This is a genomic window from Acinetobacter sp. YH12102, assembly GCF_013419125.1.
Lineage (GTDB): Bacteria > Pseudomonadota > Gammaproteobacteria > Pseudomonadales > Moraxellaceae > Acinetobacter > Acinetobacter pseudolwoffii.
Window position 1 is genome coordinate 195104 of the sequence record NZ_VPAS01000004.1, and the last position, 22178, is coordinate 217281.

General features: G+C 45.0%; 15 protein-coding genes and 3 pseudogenes. 9 read left to right on the plus strand and 9 right to left on the minus strand.

Translation table 11 applies throughout. The annotated features are described in order from the left end of the window. Window positions 1-95 precede the first annotated feature (95 nt). The 9 genes and pseudogenes from FTU42_RS05440 to FTU42_RS05480 all read left to right on the plus strand — a co-directional run bounded on the left by FTU42_RS05440 (window position 96) and on the right by FTU42_RS05480 (window position 8350). A complete protein-coding gene (locus FTU42_RS05440) occupies window positions 96-1571 on the plus strand; it encodes a TolC family protein (RefSeq protein ID WP_253134782.1) in 1476 nt (491 codons plus the stop codon). Then, window positions 1568-3211, plus strand: a pseudogene (locus FTU42_RS05445) (ABC transporter transmembrane domain-containing protein). The gene FTU42_RS05440 and the pseudogene FTU42_RS05445 overlap by 4 nt, the downstream one beginning before the upstream one ends. Window positions 3212-3243: 32 nt before the next feature. Continuing rightward, complete coding sequence (locus FTU42_RS05450) at window positions 3244-3549, plus strand: IS630 transposase-related protein (RefSeq protein ID WP_087547287.1); 306 nt, start codon at window positions 3244-3246, stop codon at window positions 3547-3549. 47 nt (window positions 3550-3596) lie between these two features. Continuing rightward, window positions 3597-4082 (plus strand): transposase, encoded by a 486-nt coding sequence (locus tag FTU42_RS05455; protein WP_373686732.1) that lies wholly within the window; start codon window positions 3597-3599, stop codon window positions 4080-4082. A gap of 2 nt (window positions 4083-4084) precedes the next feature. Continuing rightward, a pseudogene (locus tag FTU42_RS05460) lies at window positions 4085-4585 on the plus strand (ATP-binding cassette domain-containing protein); the annotation flags it as partial. After that, window positions 4582-5769: pseudogene (locus FTU42_RS05465) on the plus strand (HlyD family efflux transporter periplasmic adaptor subunit). The pseudogenes FTU42_RS05460 and FTU42_RS05465, both read left to right, overlap by 4 nt. A gap of 118 nt (window positions 5770-5887) precedes the next feature. Continuing rightward, window positions 5888-6487: a YigZ family protein gene (locus tag FTU42_RS05470; protein WP_159515872.1), complete on the plus strand. Its 600-nt coding sequence runs from the start codon at window positions 5888-5890 to the stop codon at window positions 6485-6487. Further along, on the plus strand, window positions 6480-7097 hold the full coding sequence (locus FTU42_RS05475; protein ID WP_100355049.1) for an acyltransferase: 618 nt from the start codon (window positions 6480-6482) through the stop codon (window positions 7095-7097). The genes FTU42_RS05470 and FTU42_RS05475 overlap by 8 nt, the downstream gene beginning before the upstream one ends. Before the next feature lie 410 nt (window positions 7098-7507). Next, entirely contained in the window at window positions 7508-8350 is an 843-nt protein-coding gene (locus FTU42_RS05480) for a universal stress protein (protein ID WP_005171275.1), read from the plus strand. 170 nt (window positions 8351-8520) lie between these two features. On the opposite strand, the gene FTU42_RS05485 is transcribed toward FTU42_RS05480, so the two are convergent. From FTU42_RS05485 to dnaE, 9 genes are all read right to left on the minus strand, one after another. Then, window positions 8521-9186, minus strand: a complete 666-nt coding sequence (locus FTU42_RS05485) for an O-methyltransferase (RefSeq protein ID WP_005096677.1) — start codon at window positions 9184-9186, stop codon at window positions 8521-8523. Window positions 9187-9319: 133 nt separating this feature from the next. Next, window positions 9320-10036 (minus strand): D-Ala-D-Ala carboxypeptidase family metallohydrolase, encoded by a 717-nt coding sequence (locus tag FTU42_RS05490; protein ID WP_005096679.1) that lies wholly within the window; start codon window positions 10034-10036, stop codon window positions 9320-9322. 136 nt (window positions 10037-10172) lie between these two features. Beyond that, window positions 10173-10496 carry a ferredoxin FdxA gene (gene fdxA / locus FTU42_RS05495; protein WP_004279936.1) on the minus strand — a complete coding sequence of 108 codons (324 nt, stop codon included), beginning with the start codon at window positions 10494-10496 and terminating at the stop codon, window positions 10173-10175. 196 nt (window positions 10497-10692) lie between these two features. Continuing rightward, a complete protein-coding gene (mutS, locus tag FTU42_RS05500) occupies window positions 10693-13326 on the minus strand; it encodes a DNA mismatch repair protein MutS (RefSeq protein ID WP_180083146.1) in 2634 nt (877 codons plus the stop codon). A 334-nt stretch (window positions 13327-13660) separates the two neighbouring features. Beyond that, a complete protein-coding gene (locus FTU42_RS05505) occupies window positions 13661-15667 on the minus strand; it encodes a triacylglycerol lipase (protein WP_180083147.1) in 2007 nt (668 codons plus the stop codon). A 123-nt stretch (window positions 15668-15790) separates the two neighbouring features. Continuing rightward, a complete protein-coding gene (locus tag FTU42_RS05510) occupies window positions 15791-16732 on the minus strand; it encodes an ABUW_2363 family tetratricopeptide repeat lipoprotein (RefSeq protein WP_005171266.1) in 942 nt (313 codons plus the stop codon). A 120-nt stretch (window positions 16733-16852) separates the two neighbouring features. Beyond that, window positions 16853-17662, minus strand: coding sequence for a serine O-acetyltransferase (gene cysE, locus FTU42_RS05515; protein WP_005096684.1), 810 nt, complete (start codon window positions 17660-17662; stop codon window positions 16853-16855). Further along, entirely contained in the window at window positions 17662-18510 is an 849-nt protein-coding gene (locus FTU42_RS05520; protein WP_005096685.1) for an RNA methyltransferase, read from the minus strand. The genes cysE and FTU42_RS05520 overlap by 1 nt, the downstream gene beginning before the upstream one ends. Before the next feature lie 37 nt (window positions 18511-18547). Next, on the minus strand, window positions 18548-22120 hold the full coding sequence (gene dnaE, locus FTU42_RS05525; RefSeq protein ID WP_180083148.1) for a DNA polymerase III subunit alpha: 3573 nt from the start codon (window positions 22118-22120) through the stop codon (window positions 18548-18550). Window positions 22121-22178 lie beyond the last annotated feature (58 nt).

Consider the following 22178-nt stretch of genomic DNA (forward strand, 5'->3'; position numbering starts at 1 on the left):
TAGGCTAAAACACGAAACATTAATTATTATGCGATTTAGGGTACAGCACATAAAAAATGTTCAGGGGGAAAACCGATAAAAAAAGGGGGATCTTCATGAGTCTTCTTTTGCCTTTATCTATTTCCTTGGCACATGCAGAAACTTCGCAAAACCATTTTGCAAATATTAAAAACGGTTTAAGTAAACTGATTGCACCAGAGCCAACACGGTCAGCGCATTCAGTTGATATTACGTCACTCAGTCGCTACTCATTAGACACTTCTCAGGTAGCTGAACTGCCACAGATTACCCGGCCACAACAGGGACAGTCTGCTACCGGCCCTATCGTGGCTCCTATTCCACAAAAGATGAATGTGGTGGAAGCGATCCATACCGCAGTTCAGCGACGTCCTGAAATTAGCCAGAGTATTTCTACCCTGTCTGCACAGGCGGCCAATATTGATGTGGCAAAAGCAGCCTATTATCCGCAGTTATCGGGCGGATTGGGGACCGGTGATCTGACCTCGGGTGAGCGTGGACGTCAAGTGATTTCCTTAAATGCGACACAGATGCTGTATGACTTTGGCAAGATCAAAACCAATGTCAGTATCGAGGAAGCCAGATTGGCAGAAGAGCAGGCAAGGGTGCTGGTCAGTCTGGATCAGGTGGCTTTTGAAGTGGCAGATGCGATTGTTAATATCAAGCGTTATCAGGAAATTACCAAAATTGCCCAGCAACAGATTCAGGGCATTGGACGGATTGCAGAAATTGCCAATTTGCGTGCCCGTGCCGGTATCAGCAGTCAGGCCGATCCAATTCAGGCTCAGTCCAATCTGGAAGCGGCACAATCGAACCTGCTGGTGCAGCAGACCCAGCTCAGACAATATCAGCAACGTTTACGCACTTTGCTGGGGTTTGATGTGTCTGCGGTGGAATGGGAGATTCCAGAACGTATTGTGGCGCAGGCCGATCTGTATCAGGATCCGGAATTTACCCAGATTCCCAATATGATTCTGGCACAATCAGGTGTAGAGGTTGCACGCTTTCAAAAAGATCAGGCACGTTTAAGTCGTTATCCAAGCATTCATCTGAAAGGCAGTTTAAGTCAGGCTGTTAATGGGCGGAATCCGAATAATAATGAAGATGACGGCTTTTATAATTCAATCATGATTGAAGCCAGCAGTAATTTTTATCAGGGTGGCGCAGCACGCTCTCAGGCACGTTCTGCCAGTTATGCCGAAGAAGCTGCACGTGCGCAGGTCAATACGGTTTATCTGGATGTACTGGATCAGGTTCGCTTGATTCGTGAGCAGATTGAAAATAAGCAAAAACAAATGGGAGTTTTATCCCAACGTCGTGCAACCACGGTACGAACCAAAGAGCTGTATCAAGAACAATATAAATTGGGTACCCGAACCGTGGTGGATTTGCTCAACGCAGAACAGGCGATTCATAGTGCAGCACAGGAAATTGAATCTGCGCGCTATGACATCTATTCGGCGATTGTGCAATATATTCAGGTTACCGGCCGTACACGGGATATTTACGCGCTTAACCGTATTTCTATTCAGGGGTTTGAAGTTCAGCCATGAGTACTACAATAAATTATCAACCGTGGCTTAAAGCGGTTTTGAATATTGCCAGACATTACCGGATTGAACCTTCTGAGGAGCGGATTCGTCTGCAACTGGACTGGAACCAGCATCATGACATCGACGAGATGCTCAAAATTGTCAGCCGGCAGATTGGTTTAAATGTCCGTAAAAATAAATTTGACAGCAGCTTGCTGAATCCGTGGCGTTTGCCTTTGCTGGTGGAGTTTGAGAGTGGGGATGTGGGTGTGATTGAACGCATCGACACCCAAGCTAACGTCAGTATACAGCTCAGTGGCGATGAAGGCTTGTCTCAAAGTTTCACGGTTGAACAGTTAGAGACGGGCGTAAAGCATCTGTATGTTCTGCGTCCCGAATCTTCTGTGCCGGATGCGCGGGTGGATGAATATATCAAGCCGTTCGAGAAAAACTGGTTCTAGTCAATTGTCTTGAATGACTGGAAACGTTATATCGATGTCATGTTCGCCTCTTTAATCGCGAATATTCTGGCACTGGCCACGATTGTTTTCTCGATGAACGTGTATGACCGCGTGATTCCATCACAATCGATTCCTACCTTATGGGTTTTGGCTGGCGGTGTGCTGATTGCGGCAATTTTCGAGTTTGTTTTACGCGTCTCCCGAATCTATCTGTCAGACATTATTGGTAAACGTGCTGATCTGAAAATTTCGGATCGGGTATTTGGCCATTCTTTGCGCATCAAAAATAGTGAACGTTCCAAATCGACTGGTACCTTTATCTCGCAGATTCGGGAACTGGAAGGGGTACGCGAACTGGTCACTTCAACCACAGTGACTGCGATTGCCGACCTGCCATTTTTCTTCCTGTTCTTAGGGATTTTCTGGGTGATTGGCGGCAACCTGTTCTGGGTGATGCTGCTGGTGGTGCCACTGATGATTCTGCCTGGCATTCTGGCGCAGAAAAAACTGGCAGAACTGGCTCAGCTGGGCATGCGTGAATCTGCCATCCGTAATGCCTTGCTGGTAGAAGCCGTGCAAGGGATTGAAGATATCAAGCTGCTCAGAGCTGAAACACGCTTCCAGAATCAGTGGAACCATATGAATGAAGTTTCAGCCGATGTCAGCATGCAGCAACGTAAGATTGTGGGTTTGATGACGGCCTGGACGCAAAAAATCCAAGGCTTGACCTTTGCCATTGTGGTATTGGTCGGTGCTTTTGCGGTGATGGACGGCGAGATGACCACAGGTGCATTGGTGGCCTGTTCGATTCTGTCTTCACGAATGCTGGCACCGATTTCACAAATTACTGGCGTGTTGGGTCGTCTGCAACAGGCCAAAGTGGCCAAAGCCGGTCTGGATGAGTTGATGAAAAAATCGGTCGATCAGCCGGATTATTCTCATCTGATTCATCGCTCAGCTCTTGATGGTCATTATGAATTCAGTGGTGTGGTATTCAAGTACGGCGAAGATGATCCAAAACCAAGCCTGATGATTCCAAAGCTTGAAATCAAACCGGGTGAAAAGATTGCGATTCTGGGCCGTAACGGTGCCGGGAAATCAACCTTGTTGCAGCTCTTGTCTGGTATGCAGACGCCGTTACAGGGCAAGGTCAAACTGGATGGTATTGACCTGACCCTGATTGATCCTTCAGATGTATAGCCAAATCCTAAAAACTATAGAACAATAGAGATATGGGATATTCAAAAGATTTTAAAGACAAAGTCATAGAAATTATGATTCGAGATGAAATGTCTGTGCGAAAAGCAGCACAGCATTTTAACATCTGTATACAGACAATTCAGAACTGGAAAAAGTCCACTACAAACAAACCTATTCCTGGCCGTCCAGCTAAAATTAGCAGAGAGCAAATATTGAAGGATGTTGAACAATATCCTGATGATTATCAGTATGAGCGAGCTGAACGTTTAGGAGTAAGCACTCATGCGGTATTTAATGCGTTACATGCCGCAGGAATATCGCGTAAAAAAAGACGTTAAAGCATCCTAAAGCAGATCAAAATCAACGTCAGCAATTTCAAAATCTCATAGAGTGTTTAGAAGGGAAATTGCCTCTGATTTACATAGATGAAAGTGGTTTTCAAAGTGAAAGTACCAGAACCCATAGTTATAGCCTTCAAGGAACACGTGCTGAAGGTAAATTTAACTGGCAGTTGAAGAATTGCAGTAATGCGATCGGTGCAATCATTGAAAATAGATTACTGACAGTTGGTGTGTTTAATTGTTCAGTGAACACAGAAGTATTTGAATGTTGGATTGAACAGGATTTATTACCTAAGTTGAAAGAAAGCAGTGTTTTGATTATGGACAATGCGACCTTTCACAAAGGGAAAAGACTTCAGGAGTTGGTACGTTGTGCAGGCCATTACATTGTGTGGCTTCCTAGATATAGTCCAGATTTAAATCCAATAGAAAATATGTGGTCGCGAGTCAAGGCAATTCGAAATAAGTTTAGAGTTAAAGATATTGATAAATTATTTAAAGATTACTGTAATGATTTATTTAGTATTTAGCTATACGTCGTGATATGGGCTTGCTGAACCAGAATTCGCAGCTATTTTATGGTTCGATTCGTGAAAATCTCAGCTTGGGTGCGCCCTTGGCCACCGATCAGCAAATTCTGGAAGCGCTGCAAATCACGGGTGCATTCGCTTTTGTGCAGGAGAAAAAAGAAGGTCTGGATCATATCATTCTGGAAGGTGGTGTTGGCTTTTCTGGCGGTCAGCGTCAGGCGCTGTTATTAACACGGTTATTGATCCGTCAACCGAAAATTCTACTGCTAGATGAACCTACTGCTGCGATTGATGATGTGTCAGAAAAGCAGTTGATTGATCATCTTAAAAGTTATTTGAGCCATCGTACCATGGTGGTTGCGACGCATCGCCGTGCGGTACTGGAGCTGGTGGATCGTATTATTGTGGTGAATGATGGGAAAATTGTCATGGATGGTCCACGAGATCAGATCCTGAATCAGTCACAGGGTGGTAATAAGCGGGTTGTTGGAGCAAGTGCATGAGTGAACTCAAAGAACTAAAACGTTCAAGCAAAGTCAGCTTTCAGGAACCACCTTTACCTAAATCGAGTGTCATTATCTGGATTGTCGGCATTGGTTTATTGGTATTGCTGATCTGGGCCTGGTTATTTAGCTTGGAAGAAGTCTCTACCGGTACGGGTAAAGTGATTCCATCTTCTAAAGAGCAGGTGGTTCAGTCTTTAGAAGGCGGTATTTTGACCACACTCAATGTTAGAGAAGGTGAAATTGTAGAGCGCGGCCAAGTGTTGGCTCAGCTTGACCCGACCCGTTTTGAATCCAATGTCGGTGAATCTGAATCCTTACTGATTTCATCACGTACGACCTCAGCTCGCTTACGCGCGGAAGTGAGCGGTACGCCATTGGTATTTCCCGAAGAAGTCTTGAAATACCCAAAACTGGTGAAAGAAGAAACGGCACTGTATCAGTCACGTCGTGCCAATCTGGAGGAATCCGTGGCCGGTCTAGAACAGGCCTTGGTACTGGTACAGTAAGAGCTGGAAATGACAGCACCACTGGTGGCTAAAGGGGCAGCCAGTGAGGTTGAAGTACTGCGCTTAAAACGTGAAGCCAACGACCTGCGTAATCAAATGAATGATATTCGTAATCAATATTATGTGAGCGCGCGGGAAGAGCTGTCCAAAGCCAATACCGATGTGGAAACTCAGCAACAGGTGGTACGCGGCAAGTCAGATACGTTGAGCCGGACTATTTTTAAATCACCGGTACGCGGTATCGTAAAAGAAATTGATGTGATGACCTTGGGCGGCGTGATTCCACAAAATGGCAAGTTGATGACCATCGTGCCACTCGACGAAAAACTACTGGTTGAAGCGCGGATTTCACCACGTGATATTGCCTTTATTCGTCCAGATCAGGAGGCACTGGTTAAAATTACAGCCTATGATTATTCAATCTATGGTGGGTTAAATGGTAAAGTTGCGATGATTTCACCAGACACCATCCGTGATGAAGTCAAGCAGGATCAGTTCTATTACCGGGTCTATATCCGCACGGACAGTGACAAACTGAATAATAATGCGGGTCAGGAGTTTAATATCACCCCAGGTATGGTGGCCACGGTAGACATTCGCACCGGTTCAAAAACTGTCATGGATTATCTGATCAAGCCATTCAACAAGGCCAAAGAAGCGTTGCGGGAACGCTAATCCTTTCAGGCCATTGAGTCAAACAATCGAGTCAAATCAGGCCTCTCCATGGAGAGGCTTTTTATTTGTTGAAGTAAAGCAGGTATACTGCCAGGGTTCGATTTTAAAGCCCGAAGTTATGCCATATACGCTTGCCAGCCTGGTCAGTTTTGAGGAAGACATCAAAAAAAGCCGATTTCAGGCATTTGCGACCCCTGTAGAAAATGAACAGCAGGTCAAAGATTTTCTGGACGCTTATCGTGATCCAAGTACCACGCATCAATGCTGGGCCTGGAAAATTGGCCATCAGGTGCGCTTTAATGATGATGGTGAACCTTCAGGCACTGCGGGGCGCCCGATTCTCGCCACCATTGAAGGTAATGAATTGACTAATGTACTGGTGCTGGTCAATCGCTGGTATGGCGGGATTAAACTCGGCACCGGAGGTTTGGTTCGTGCCTATGGCGGCTGCGCTGGACAATGCTTGCTGCTGGCAGACAAAATTGAACTGATTGAAAAGAAAAAAGTGCAATTTTTCTGTCAGTTTAATGAATGGGCCATTTTTCAGTATGAACTGAATCAGCAGCAAATCGATTATCAGGAAGACTATAGTGCCGAAGGCGTTCAGGTTCAGGCGCAGTTGCAGAAGCATCAGATTGAAGCTTTTGCTTTAAAAATTCAGGATGTGACTCGTGGCCGTGAACAGCTCAAAATCATAGAAGAAGCAACAGATGACTGAAGCAGATCCATTACTGAAATATCGTGAGCAGCATAAACATCGCCTGAACTATATGCCTTGGCTATACTGGTCCTTAAAGGCGAAAAACCGTGGCTGGGCAGAAGCTTGGCAAAAAGAATATCAGGCTTATCTGATGGAAATGGAAACCGTCGAGATTGGTGAAAACTGTTTCATTTCGCCACTGGCACATATTTTTGCGGAACCGGGACGCAAGATCGTCATTGGCGATAATACCTTTATCGCCGCAGATTGCACCCTGCATGGCCCACTGGACATTGGCAATGAAGTGGCGATCAATCATCACTGTATTCTGGATGGTGGCCGGCTGGGGATTAAACTGCATGATCAGGTGCGTATCGCAGCGTATTGTCATCTGTATGCATTTGATCACGGTATGCAGCTAGAACAGCCAATTTATCAGCAAGCGGTACGCTCACAAGGCATCGAAATTGGCCGGGATGTCTGGCTCGGCGCACATGTCGGTATTAAAGATGGCGTTAAAATCGCAGATCAGGCCATTGTCGGAATGGACAGTATGGTCACCAAAGATGTCGAAGCACGGGCTATCGTTGCTGGGAATCCTGCAAGCTTTATTCGATACCGAAAATAAAGCTTTACACTCGGTAGATCTCTTTCATCAATCAGAAAATGATGGTTCTATTGATATTTAAATCCACGAGATATTAAAAGCCCTTTCTTCCTTTCGGATGAGAAGCAGTGCTTCGCAAGGGCATGAGCGGATTTTATAAAGACCTCTTCCTTATGCAACAGTATTGCTGACTTCCTAACAGCAAGAGGGAATTTCGCTGGTATAAATTAGAAAATGATTTTAAACGCATTTTAATGATCTGAATTTAAGTGTTTGGCCTAATGGCTGAATTATTCTTCTAATTATCGGTCAATCATATAAAAGTTAACATATTTCAAGTCAAGCCTTACAGATTTCGCTGCACATTTTTGAATGCTTATGCTAAGTTAAAAATAACTAAGAAATTTTTATCATAACTAGAGAGGCTAAACATGAAACGTGTCATCGCCTGCATCGACTCTTCACCATGTATAAACGCGCTGGCAGACGCGGCTGCATGGATTGCCAAACAGACTGGACGTGAACTGGTTTTGTTACAGGTCTTGGATTATTACCCGGCCAGTTATCATCTGGGCGAAATCAGTGGGGTAATCGGGTTTGAAAGCAATGCCATGTTGCTGAAGGAATTGGCCGAGCTTGAACAAAAACAAAGCGAAATTGCCTTGGATTATAGCAATAATCTGCTGCAACATATTTCCGAGCGGATTTTAGCCGAACATGGTATTCAAACCACACATATTCAGGAAAAAGGGGATTTTCTGGAGCAAAGTTTCCAGATTCTTGAGCCGGATGATATCGCATTAATTGGATTGCTCGGTGAGCGCTCAGCTGAAAAGAATAAACCGATCGGCACCAATGTCGAGAATTTTATTCGTGGTGCCAATTGTACGGTCATGACCGTTGGGGAGCAGTTTAAACCGCCAACACGATTTATTTTTGCCTATGAATATTCTCCGACCTGTATCAAAATGATGAGACGGATTGCGGAAAGTGATCTGCTGCGTTTATTACAATGTCACCTGTTATATATTGGCGATCATGCCGAAATTTTAACTGAGCCGCTGCAATATCTGACTCAAGCGGGTCTAGATGTAGTGCCGCAATATCGCTATGGCGATGTCGCCGAGAATATTTTGACCTATCAACAGGAGATGGGTATTCAACTGATTGTTCTGGGCGCATTTAGTCACAGCAAAATCCATCAGTTTTTCCTCGGTAGTATTGCCACCACAATTTTCCGTAATTCCAAGGTGCCTTTACTGGTTGCAAAGTGAGGATTGCCTAAAAAGCAAACAAAATGAAAATTTCAACGTAAATTGTTACAGCTTGATTTAAAAATGATCAGAGTTATCCTCATATATTGTGGATAACTCTGTGGTTAATTTTCTTAAGTTAATGTTATATATAGTAAATATGGTGCTGGGTAATTTTTGTTCTTCTGATTTTATTTGACAATCGCAAGTGCAAAACCATCATGTCCTTTACTGCCTACAGTCTGTAAAGCGGTACAAGATAATATACGTGGATGATTTTGCAGCGCTTTAAACATGGCACGGATGCCTTCAATACTTGGCTTGTGATTGTCCGGATTGATAATCTCGCCTGCACGGATTACATTGTCCAGAAAAATAAGTGTACCTGAATGCGACAGATTTAAACTGAGTTCCAGATATTCCGGATAACTCTGTTTGTCTGCATCAATGAAGATAAAATCAAAAGCCTCGGTCTCTGCGGGTAGAGCTTTGAGTACATCTGCTGCACGACCACATTTCAGTTCAACAGTTTGCTTGAGCTGGGCACGGTCAATATTTTCCTGACCCATTGCCGCGTGGGTATCACGTCCTTCAATTGTCAGGATATAACCATCATCGGGCAAAGCACGTGCCAACCACATGGTGCTGTATGCGGCAAATGTTCCGAGTTCCAGTACACGTTTACATTGATTCATCTGGATCAGCATCTGCAACAACATGCCTTGATTTGCTGCTACAGCCAGATGATCTGGCAGACCATGCGCAGCAGTATTTTCCAGCGTCTGGTTCAGGATGGGATCTTCAGGAATTAAATGTGACTCAATGTAGTTGTCAATGTCTGTCCACATGTGTTGCATAGTTTTAGCACCATCAATTGCGATGGGTGCATTTTAAACTTTTCGCGGCATAGCGCAATTTATTGTGCTATAGCTGCTGTTTTTTTAGGCTATATAAAGTCTTAAATGAACTTTGTATAGCCGTTGTCATGACTTAGTAATTACACATTGAAGAATTTCGCCCCAGACTTGGCCCCCAGGTACGGTAACCTTGGGTATCGATGTGGATCTGACCAGAAGCATACATGCCGAGTCCCATATTCAGACTTTGACCATGTTGCGCCCAGAACTGGCACAGTTTGAACTTGGTATTTTCAATATAACTATAGTCTTGCGCTTGTGGATATTCTGGGCCAATACGAAAATCGATGGCAGAATTATACAGATGGCGTGAAGAATTGGCGCCACCGGCACACTGGTTTAAAGGCAGGTCACGATAGACGGAAGTGACTTCAAAATCAGTCAGGACATTGGCGGCTACTAAATATTTAAATACACGCAAGGTTGGAACCTGATTGGCCCATAATTCACGGCTTGGAATCATGTACTGTGAACGACCACATTTGGCCCAGTCCCGCGCGGTACGCATTAATTCAAAACTGGGAATAATATTGCCTACGCCATTGCGTTCCAGAAACACTTCATACTCACGTACACGTGATAAATTATCCAGCGCAGAGACCCAGTGGGTATACAGATAAGGTACAGTTTTGGGTTGGACTTTGCGGTCGTATTGAACACGTTCTTGGGGAATATAAATCCGCTTTCCATCGGGCACGGTCTGTCCCGGTGGTTTTGGGGTCGTGGTACAACCCACAAAAACGAGAGGGATTACACACAGACTCAATAATCCCTTTGCAAAATTCTTCATTTATAGAAATCAGATATTTATAAATAGCGCCATTTTAGACTAAATATACGGAGAAATTTGGAGAATATTGCAATAAAATGTGTGGATTGAGTATAAAAAAGATCAGCATGTGCTGATCTTTTTTAACTGAAATTAATTACTTTTCAAGATATTGTAATTTGTCAGCTTTACCATTCCATTCTTCACGATCTGCTGGCTGGTCACCAATTTGTGTGATATTTGGCCATTTTTGCGACAGGTCAGCATTCAGTTCAATGAATACTTCTTGGCCTTCTGGTAATTCATCTTCAGAGAAAATTGCATTCGCCGGACATTCAGGTTCGCATAAGGCACAATCGATGCACTCGTCCGGGTTAATCACCAGGAAGTTAGGACCTTCATAGAAACAGTCTACAGGGCAAACTTCAACACAGTCTTGATATTTACATTTAATACAATTTTCAGTGACAACGAAGGTCATGGCGACAGCTACCTAAAAAATATGGTTCTATTTACGAATACTGTATTTTAGGCAAAAACAGGGGGAACTAACAATTCCTTTTATTGATATTTGTTATATATAGGGCTGTTAAATTTGAAAAAAGCCGGAATAGGGCTAAATTCAAGTATAAATCAGTGCTAGACCCCATACGGGATGAGGTCTATGGCTCAGAGAATTACCCCGGCTGTTTGAGTAAATCTTTTAGTGCATATAATTGTGCTAAGGCTTCGCGTGGACTCAGGTTGTCTACATCGATGTCCTCAAGTAATTCGAGAGCTGGAGATTCTTTCTCAATTTCGATAATACGTTCCACTGGCTCTACAATTTCCGGCAGTGCAAATAGATCATGTTGTAGACTCTTTGGTTTGACCAGTTGTTGCTTTTCCAGAATCTTTAAGCGGTTTTGTGCTTCTTTAATGACTGATGCCGGAATACCGGCAAGTTTCGCCACCTGTAAGCCATGACTCTGGCTGGCAGGGCCATGTTGTACCTTATGTAACAAAATCAGATTGCCATTCAGTTCTTTAGCCGTGACATGGTAGTTATCAATGCCGCTTTCTTTATCGAGTTCGGTCAGCTCAAAATAATGGGTTGCGAATAGACACAGGCATTGAATGTGTTTGCTCAGATCCAGCACACAGGCCCAGGCCAGAGACAGGCCATCATAGGTACTGGTGCCACGACCGACTTCATCCATTAGTACCAGCGACTGACTGGTGGCATGATGCAGAATTTGCGAAGTCTCGGTCATTTCCACCATAAAGGTCGATTTGCCAGTTGATAAATCATCGGCAGAACCAATACGGGTGAAAACCCGGTCAATAGGCCCTAAAGTCGCAGCTTGTGCAGGAACATAAGCCCCGCAATACGCCAGCAAGACGATCAATGCGGTCTGGCGCATAAAGGTCGATTTACCGCCCATATTGGGTCCGGTAATAATCGCCATGCGATGGGAAAAGTCCAGTCGCGTATCGTTCGGTGTAAAAGCAGTTTTGCTTAAAGCTTCCACCACCGGATGACGGCCAGCAGTGATACTTATACCGACTTCAGGGCTGAATTTTGGCCGTGACCAGTTGCGTAAACGTGCCTGATGGGCAAAGTTTGCCACCAGATCAATCTGGGCAATGGCACTGCTCATCATCTGTAAATTGCCGATATCCTGACGTAATTCATCCAGCAGCATTTCAAACAGCATTTTTTCACGCGCCAGAGCACGGGATTCACTGGATAAAACCTTATCTTCAAAGGCTTTCAGTTCAGGTGTGATATAGCGTTCAGCATTTTTCAGAGTCTGACGGCGGATATAGTGCTCGGGTGCCTGTTCGGCCTGAGCACGTGAGAGTTCAATATAATAACCACTCACTCGGTTATAACCAATTTTCAGTCCCGGAATTCCGCTGGCTTCACGTTCTTTAATTTCCAGATCAATCAGGAACTGGCTGGCGTGATCACGAATCTGACGTAATTCATCCAGTTCACTATCAAAGCCTTCGGCAATCACATTCCCATCACGCAGCAATACCGGCGGATTTTCTACGATGGCAGACATCAAGCGTTGATGCAGGCCATGGAAATCTCCGAGTTCTTCATTGAGCTGGATTAATAGCTCAGACTGTTGTTGACTGACAATCGGCTGTAGGGCATGGCGTAAAAATGGAATTTGCGCACAGGCCTGACGTAGTTGTACCAGATCCCGCGGTCGGGCACTGCCCAAAGCAATTCGGCTCAGAACACGTTCAATATCGCTAATTTCCTTAAGTACCAAACGTACAGGTGCTTCATGGAAACCTTTTAGCAGGGCCTGGATGGCATCCAGACGTTCATCCAGCAAGGCAGTGTCACGTAAAGGTTGCATCAGGGTACGACTAAGCAGGCGCCCCCCCATGGCAGTCTGGCAATCATTAATTAACTGAAACAGTGAAGTACCATGCTCAAATAAAGGCTCAATCAGCTCCAGATTGCGACGTGTCACTGGATCTAGGGCGATAAAATCTGAACTTTGTTCTAGCTGAATCGTGCGGATATGCGGTAACGCAGTTTTCTGGGTTTCTTTGGCATAATGAATCAGTGCCGCAGCCGCCGCTTTAGCCAAAGGTAAATGATCAATGCCAAAACCTGAAAGTGTGCTGACGGCAAACTGGTCGCATAAGGTTTTTTGTGCATTGTTCAGATTGAAGTCAACATTGGGACGTTTGGTGACCGAGATATCCAGTTGCTGTTTGAGTTGTTCGATCAATGTCGGATCAGCGATATTTTCATCCAGCAGAATTTCGCTTGGCATCAACCGCGCCAGTTCAATCATCAGCTGGTTAATATCATAATCCTGCTGCTGCACTTTGAATAAGCCGGCGCTCAGGTCGAGAAGGGCAATCCCGATCTGATTCTGTTGAATACATAAAGCCACCAGATTTGAGCTCTGATGTGCACCGAGCATGGCATCATCGGTCAAGGTGCCTGGTGTGATGATTCGCACCACACCACGCTCAACCGGGCCTTTTCCAGTCACCTCGCCGATCTGCTCGCAGATCACCACCGTTTCGCCTTTTTTGACCAGACGCGCTAAATAGCCTTCGGCTGCATGATAAGGTACACCCGCCATAGGAATTGGTTGACCATTGGCTTTACCGCGATGAGTCAGGGTAATGCCTAAAATTTTGGCTGCCTTATGCGCATCTTCAAAGAACAGTTCATAAAAATCACCCATACGATAAAACATCAATGAGTGCGGATGCTGCATTTTCACCGACATGTATTGCTGCATCATGGGCGTTAAGGTAGAAAGATCAGCCATAATTTCTGAACTGGTCATTAAAAATAAATCCTTTCAACAAGAGATAAATGCAAATACTGCTCAATAGGCTATGCAGGAAAATTTAAAGCACATTTTCAATTTGGCTAATCCCACATGATTGAGCATAGGAGATCGAAAATGTGAAATGAATCTGCTGATTCAATTCAGCTTTAAAGCTGTATTGCAGCAAGTCTATCAAATTTAATTTTTAGAAAGAAATGAAATCCAGATGAATGTTTAAGTCATGCGACAGATCTGTCGGTCTGAGTTTTTATTCAGCATGATTTCCAATTTTAAAAAACAAACCACTGGATGTGAACATGCAGTGGTTGATTTAAATTAAGGGAATTGTTTATTCGGGATCATAAAGACCAAGGTCAGACAGGTGTAATCTGAGAATCCGGCGCAATTCCAGTACAGCCTCAGGGGTTTCCTGAATGGAATGGCCACCCTTGATCACTTTACTGGATACCGCACCTTGCAAATAAGCACTTTCGTAGGAAACAATCCCATCACTCATCAGTTGAGGCTCTGTAGTATCTACGGTATTACCGATGATGGAGTGAAATTTGAAGCCGGTATAGGGCTGAATGTTTTTAGTCAGCGCATTGAATTTCGAATTTTCACTCAAATCACTCGGGCCATTTTGAATCAGGTCATGTCCCATTTCTTTGACAAATTCTTTTAATCCGATTTCGCCTTGTAAAGTATCAGCAAAGGCACCTAAAAATGCACCTGGAACCCGAATAATTTTACGCGCCAGTTTGGTATGCCAGCGATTGGCATATTCTGTGCCACGATGCGGTGTGGCCAAGAAAATCGCCCGACTAAAATTTGGAATCGGCTGCATTTGCAGGCGTGCTTGAAACAGCGGTTTATCCTTAAACTGTTCAATACGGGTATTTTGTACCAGTTTAAAAGCATCTTGGCTGATATCGGCATTGCTGACCATCAAACGGGCAATCACGCCGCCCATACTATGTCCGACCAGTACTGCATCTTTTTTAGCTGCGGCATTGTTCGCGACCTGGGCAAATCCTTGCTGAACCAGTGCATTGATTTGAAAGCGGCTTTCCAGAATCGGCATGTTGGTGGAATAAAACACCTGCCAGACCTGAAAGTTTTCTCTTAGAACCGGATCCCCCATAATATCGTTGGTCATACGAATCCAGGCTTCGGGGCTGCTGGCCAGACCATGGACCAATACCAGGATCTTCTTGTTCGGATTATAAGGTTCCAGCATATACAGGTGGGGCATGCTCAGACTATCATCCCGATCAATCAGGGTCAGATAGGCCAGACGCCCCAGATTGTTCTCGGCCAGCCATAAACCATAAGGTGCTGAAAAACTGGCTGCCAGAGCATATTCCTTAGAAGCGACCTTAATTTTTTCATATTTATAGGGATCATAGAGTTTCAGATGAAATTCGGAGGTCGATAAAATCTGTTCAGTACTATTGGCTGATTTAGGTACAGCGGTGATCGTGGTGGCCAGATATCGTGCTGCGTGGATATTGGGATTGATACCATTCGGATATTTGTGATTGAGTGGGTCAGTAATATATTTTTTATCTTTTTCGGATGGTTGCTGCTCCGGTAGAACCACTAAAAACTCTGAACCAAAACCGTCACGACGGGTAATTGAACGAAGCCCAGAGAAGTTCATGTTGTAGGTGGATAATAGTTGCTCAATGGGCTGGTTTTTCAGCTGCGGAAAATTTTCCAGATCAATGCTATACACACTGTTACCCACCTGAATCCGTTGGCCGGAACGCTTGGTTTCATAACGTTCAGCATAGCGTTGAATCAGATGAGCAATCGCCAGGTTATAAAAATCACGAATCTGAACCTGACGGTTGTCGAAAATACGGTCTTGCGGGGCACGCTCGGTTTTAAACAGGTAGGCATAACTATAACGAATGCTTTTATCCAGCATGCTGAGCTGCTGATCCAGACATTTCTGGATATTCTGTTTTTGCAGCTGTTGCTTTTCCTGAGATTGGGTCTTGCTCAAAACACTGGTGTTGCACTCGGCTGACTTGGCATTCTGTAAAGAATTGGCGAGATACAACTCACTTGCTGTAGAAAGTAATTGTTCATCTAAAATCTGGGGAATCTTTTTAAGATCCTTTACACATTCTTCGGGCTGGTCAATACAGATCTGGGCTTCACGCCCCGTCATGGACAACACATTTAGACTGGCTTCGCTCAGTTTGTCGCGCGTCAAAATACTGTCACGCTCATTGCTGAGTGTGACATTAAGTGCCTGTTCCTTAACACTGACCACCTGACAGCCGCTCAGCACGCTGGTGATGACTAAAGTGCACAGTATTAATCTTTTATTTATTTTTTCGTGCATAAAACCTTTCACTGAATTTAAGTTGTAAGTTTGGATAATGGTTTGTATTTTACTAATTTTTTCTCATAAAAATAGACCGCCGTAGCAGTCTATTTGTAATCAGAGAAAGAAGATAAATTTTGATTATGGCGTTTTAGGCGTTGCAGCAGCTGGAGCTTGATTTGCGGTTTGCAGAACTTGCCAAACATTCCAGCGACCTTGTTTCTCAATTTCCTGAATCAGACGGTCTGCCACTTCAGCTTCTTGCGGGTATTTCACTTTATAGTTTGCCAAGGTTTGAGCCGCATTTTTTTTCTGTTCCAGCGCAATATAATTATTGGCTGCAGCAAGATAGGCTTCCTGAACGCCAGCTTTCATGGCTTTGTCCAGATAAGGGATCGCTTCACGTTGACCGCCACCTTCGGACAGGCCAAAGCCGAACCAGAAGTTCACTTCAGGATCATCTTGGTTGATCTTAAGAATTCGTTGTGCATAGGTCAGGGATTTGGTGGTATAGACTGAACCCAGATCCAGATTACGTGCCATGACACTGGCTTTAAATGCACGTACCAGAACATCGAAAGAGGCATTTTCACGTGCAGCTAAAGTATCCAGCTGTTGAGTGACTTCACGCAGTTTGGCTTCAAAGCCACGACGTTCCTGACGATCGCTAAAACGTGGTGGATAATGACGTGCTTTACCTTCCACCATTTGCAGGAAATCATCAATCTCGGTGATGTCGATTTCATTGGTATTTGCCAGAGCCGCATAACGCATTGAACGTGTATTGCTGTCTACAATGGGAATAATCAGTTTATTGACATCCAAGGTTAATTGCTTGGATGGATCATTTGGATGAGTCACGACCATTTTGGTCACGGGTTGAGCCGCAGCTTTTTGCAAATGCACCTCAAACGGAGGTGGTTCATTATAATTGAATGGATTTAATGCATAAAATGGCGGACTTAATTCAGGTTCTACAAAAACCACTTGATCCACAGGTTTCTCAGCAGACTTCTGAGAGACGGTCGAACATGCAGTCATTGTGAATGCTAAACAAGCAAGTGCCAAGGGCTTAAAGGTCATAATATTCATCCATTCGTGTTATTTTTTAAAACAGCTAGTACAAAAATCACATGACCGTCAGTCTATGAAAACTCTAACGATCATGCAAGTAAATGCATGTTACAGAATTGAACGCTCTATTCAGGCTTTAGACTGACTGGTTTGAGCTTCACATTCACGGCGCGCTTCTTCCAGAATCTGTAATTCTTTTTTGCTTAAAGGCTGACCATCTTGTTGCTGTTTATTAAAGGTCGGATCCAGCAAAGAAAGACGGTTGCACAAGTTGTTCATGCGTTTTTCATTTTGCTGAATACGGTCCAGCAGAATGCGCATACCCTCCAGAATTGGATCAGACTGGTCTTCAGTTGCAGCATAGGGCTGGAAGCCGATACTTTCTGCATAATCACGACGACGGGTTTCTGCATCATCCTTCGGTTTATTTTTGGTAATAAAGCGTGCAGGGTTACCCACAGCCGTCGTGTTTTCAGGAACTGCTTTAGTCACGACCGCATTAGAACCGACCTTGGCATTTTTACCGACAGTAAATGGCCCTAAAATCTTGGCACCAGCGCCAACCACCACGCCATCTTCTAAAGTTGGATGGCGTTTGCCTTTATTCCAGGTCGTTCCACCCAAAGTCACCCCATGATAGAGGGTAACATCATCGCCAATTTCTGCAGTTTCCCCAATTACGACACCCATACCGTGATCAATAAAGAAACGACGGCCTATCTTGGCGCCCGGATGTATTTCAATACCAGTCGCAAAACGGCTAAATGAAGACAATGCACGTGCAGTTCCCTTACAGTCTTTGTTCCATAGCTCATGTGCCATGCGATGCATGATCAGCGCATGGATGCCAGGGTAAGTGGTTAAGACTTCTAAGGTATTGCGTGCTGCAGGATCGCGCGCAAAGACAGCTTGTATATCTTCTTTGAGCTGTTTTAGCATTAGATTTGATCCTCGTCCTGTGATGATGTATGTGAAGATTTTTTCCAGGTGCCGTTATTTAAGGCCTGAACGCGGCTGAAAATACCACGAAGTAAATGATATTCCATACGATCTAATTGTATACGTCCAAAGAGACGACGCAAGCGTAAAGGCAATAATCTTGGATTTTTTGGGTCCATAAATTCAATTTCGGCCAGCATTTTTTCCAAATGCGGATAGAACTGTTCCATCTGCGCATGATTCACCAAAGGCTCATCCCATTCCATTTCAATGCCATCAATGACTTGCATGGTTGCTTTAGCATCACGTGGTTGTTCAATCTGGCTCATGGCTGCCATGCGCATTTCATAGCAGATCACCTGAATGGCTTGAGCCACATTCAGTACGCCGTAATCGGTATTGACTGGAATGGTCAGGTGATAGTTGGCCATTGCCAGTTCTTCATTGGTCAGACCGCGGTCTTCACGGCCAAATAGAATTGCAACTTCTTGCTGCTCTTGTACCACGGCGCTCATGGCTTTTGTCGCAGCAGGGCGCACATCTAACAGCGGCCAGGGAATGGTACGGCTACGTGCGCTGGTACCGAATACAATCTGACAGTCTTTAATGGCATCTTCGAGCGTTTCTACAATCTCGATCTGCTCGATCAGGTCAGTTGCGCCTGCGGCCAGTGCATCAATATCCGGATGCGGATAGGTTTTTGGCGCCACCAGAACCAGCTTGGACAGGCCCATGGTTTTCATGGCGCGTAAAGCACTGCCGATGTTGGCAGGTAAAGTGGTATTGACCATGACAATACGCACATGGGAGAGATGTGCTGAAACAGCAGCATTGTCAATTTGACTCATGAGGATTCCAATTTAAAGGTGTTTTAAAGATCAGGATTTATGAATATTGTGGCTGGGATTCAGCCTGATACAGTTCCAGCGCATCGTCCATGCTCATGCCAGCAGGTGGTGGTGGAACATTGACCGGTTTGGCCTGTTCATAAGAAACAGCTTTGGCGGCTTTGGACTTGACCTGATATTCAATATGCAATGCTTCTTTACCAAAATAATCACGCAATTTAGCCAATAGTTCGTCCAGTGGTGCCACTTTCCAGTTGAGACCCAGATGAAGTTCGGTCGTAGCATAAGCATAGTCTAAATACAGAATTACCGGAATATGCGCTGACATGTCGATATTGGTATATGGTGTCAAAATCTGCTGCAAGTCACGACTCAGACTTTTACTGAAATGCTCAGTAGTTAAGGTGATTTTAATGCTGTTGGCACGCTTCTGGCGAATTTCATTCAGGCTAAAGGCTTTAGTGAGACGTCCCATTGGGCGGTCAAAGCCTTCACGCTCATAAATTTCACCTTCAATCACCACAACTTTATCCAGCTGGATAATCTCTTTAAAGCGGTTAAAACGTTCATGATTGGCTGAAATTTCAATACGCGCCGTACCATCATCCAGAGTCATCATCATCCGGTTCGGGAAGTTGGCAATATCCACCACCAGTCCTGCAAACACGGTGGTGACACCACGACGTGTCGGCGTCAGTTCATTAATCTGACATGGTACAAAGGATTTCAGTTCATTACGATACACATCAATCGGGTGGCCGGTGAGGTACAGGCCAAGGGTGTCTTTCTCACCTTTCAGGCGAACTTCATCCGCCCATGGCTTGACTGGTTTAGAGGGTTTGCGCTGAACTTCTTCCACTTCACCAAACAGATCCATGATGCCGGTTTCACGGTTGGAGCGCGCCTGTTCCGCAGCTTGCACCGCTTCAGGCAGTTGTGCCATCAGGTCGGCACGATCAATGCCTAAACAATCCAGCGCACCGGAGCGAATCAATGCTTCCAGGGTGCGTTTATTGATTTTTTTCAGGTCAATACGATGACAGAAATCAAACAGGTCACGGAAAGGGCCTTCTTGTGTACGCGCGTCAATCACTGATTGCATCGCAGCTTCACCGACACCTTTAATCGCACCCAGACCATAGACAATGGTTTGTTCATCCGTGGCATGGAACTGATACAGTGACATATTCACTGACGGCGGTAAAACTTCCAGATTATTCTTGCGACAGTCATCAATCAGGAATACCACGTTGTCGGTGTTCTGCATCTCCGAGGTCAACACCGCAGACAGGAATTCCGCCGGATAATGCGCTTTTAGCCATGCAGTCTGATAGGCAACCAAAGCATAGGCCGCAGCATGTGATTTGTTAAAGCCATAGCCGGCAAACTTTTCCATATAGTCGAAAATATGGTTGGCAGTGGCTTCATCAATGTCTTTTTTCGATGCACCTTCAATAAAGATCTGGCGCTGTTTGACCATCTCTTCCGGTTTTTTCTTACCCATGGCACGACGTAACAAGTCCGCGCCACCGAGGGTATAGCCGGCACAGTACTGTGCAGCCTGCATGACCTGTTCCTGATAGACCATAATCCCGTAGGTGGGTTCTAGTACGCCTTCAAGCAAGGGATGCAGATATTCAAAATCGCCTCCATGCATCCGGTGGATAAAGTCAGGAATCAGATCCATCGGGCCCGGACGGTACAGCGACACGAAGGCAATAATTTCTTCAAATTTGCTTGGGCGTGCCTCTTTCAGCATCTTCTTCATGCCCACGGATTCAAACTGGAATACCGCGGTGGTGTTGGCATTGGCAAAAACCAGATACGCGTCTTTATCTTCAAGCGGGATATAGGCAATGTCTAAAGGCTTGTCAGATTTGATGCGTTTATTAATATTTTTAACTGCATCTTCAATTACGGTCAGGTTACGCAGACCCAAGAAGTCAAACTTGACCAGACCAGCAGATTCAACATCATCTTTATCGAACTGTGCCACGCGTGAAGTACCATCAGCCTCACACATAACGGCAGAGAAATCGGTAATTTTGGTTGGCGAGATGACCACACCACCGGCATGTTTACCGGTATTTCGGGTAATGCCTTCCAGTTTTAGCGCCATTTCCCAGATTTCAGCCGCATCATCATTATCTGGGTTGGATGGATTGGTGACGATATCTTTAAGCTGTGGTTCGGCTTCTAAGGATTCCAGCAGACTCAGGCCTAAAGGCTTGGTCGGGATCATTTTCGAGATACGATCGGCCAGACCATAAGATTTACCCAAGACACGCGCCACATCACGAATCGCACCTTTGGCCGCCATGGTACCGAAGGTGGCAATTTGCGAAACTGCATCACGGCCATAAGTACGCGCCACATAGTCAATCACGCGGTCACGACCTGCGATACAGAAATCGACGTCGAAATCGGGCATCGACACACGTTCCGGGTTCAAGAAACGTTCGAAGAGTAATTCATAACGTAGCGGATCAAGATCGGTGATTTTTAAGCTATAAGCCACCAGTGAGCCTGCACCTGAACCACGCCCAGGGCCTACTGGGACGCCGTTACTTTTCGACCACTGAATAAAGTCCATCACGATCAGAAAGTAGCCCGGAAACCCCATCGAGTTAATGATATTAATCTCGTACTCGATTCGCTCATCATAAGGCTTGCGAACTTCTGGCCAGTGTTCATCACGCTGTTCAGGTGGATACAGGAAATTCAGACGTTCTTCCAGACCTTCTTTGGACAAGTGTGCAAAGAAAGTATCAATGGTATGACCTTCAGGAATCGGATAATCCGGCAGAAAGTATTGACCCAATCGCAATGTGACATTACAGCGTTTGGCAATGTGGTAAGTGTTCTCAATCGCAGAGGGAATATCCGAGAACAGCTCTGCCATTTCCTCAGCAGATTTAAAATATTGTTCAGGTGAATAGGTTTTAGGGCGGCGGTTATCCCCCAGTACATAACCATCGGCGATACACACCCGGGCTTCGTGGGCTTCATAATCATTGCGGGTCATGAAGTGCACGTCGTTATGTGCCACTACACCGATATTATATTTTTTGGCCAGTTTCACTGCTTCCAGAATAAAGTCATCTTCATCCGGACGGTTGGTGCGGGTCAGGGCGATATAAACGCGATTGCCGAATTTTTCGACCCATTCTTCCAGCAAGGGTTCCGCTTTTTGCGGATTTGAACTCATCAGCATCTTGCCGACATCGGAATGCATGCCGAGCAGGGCAATCATGTCCTCGGACTGGTTTAAAATCCATTGTTTTTGTACGCAGGGAATGTCTAATTGCTGACCACTGATAAAGCCTTCAGACACCAGTTCAGTCAGGTTACGCCAGCCTTTATTGGTCATCGCCAATAAGGTCATACGATGTTCGGCATCATTCAGGCGAATTTCAGAACCGAGGATCGGCTTGATGCCTTTGCCTAAACATTTGCCATAGAACTTGACTGCGGCATGCAGGTTAGACAGATCCGTCAGCGCGAGGGCAGGCATCTGTTCTTTTTCGGCAGCTTTGACCAGGTCAGGTATCCGTACGATGGATTCAGTAATCGAAAATTCTGTATGAATACCAAGATGAACAAAGTGCATAGATGAGTCCCTGCTAAAACCATTGAATAGTTTAACATGGGATTTATTGTTTCAGTTT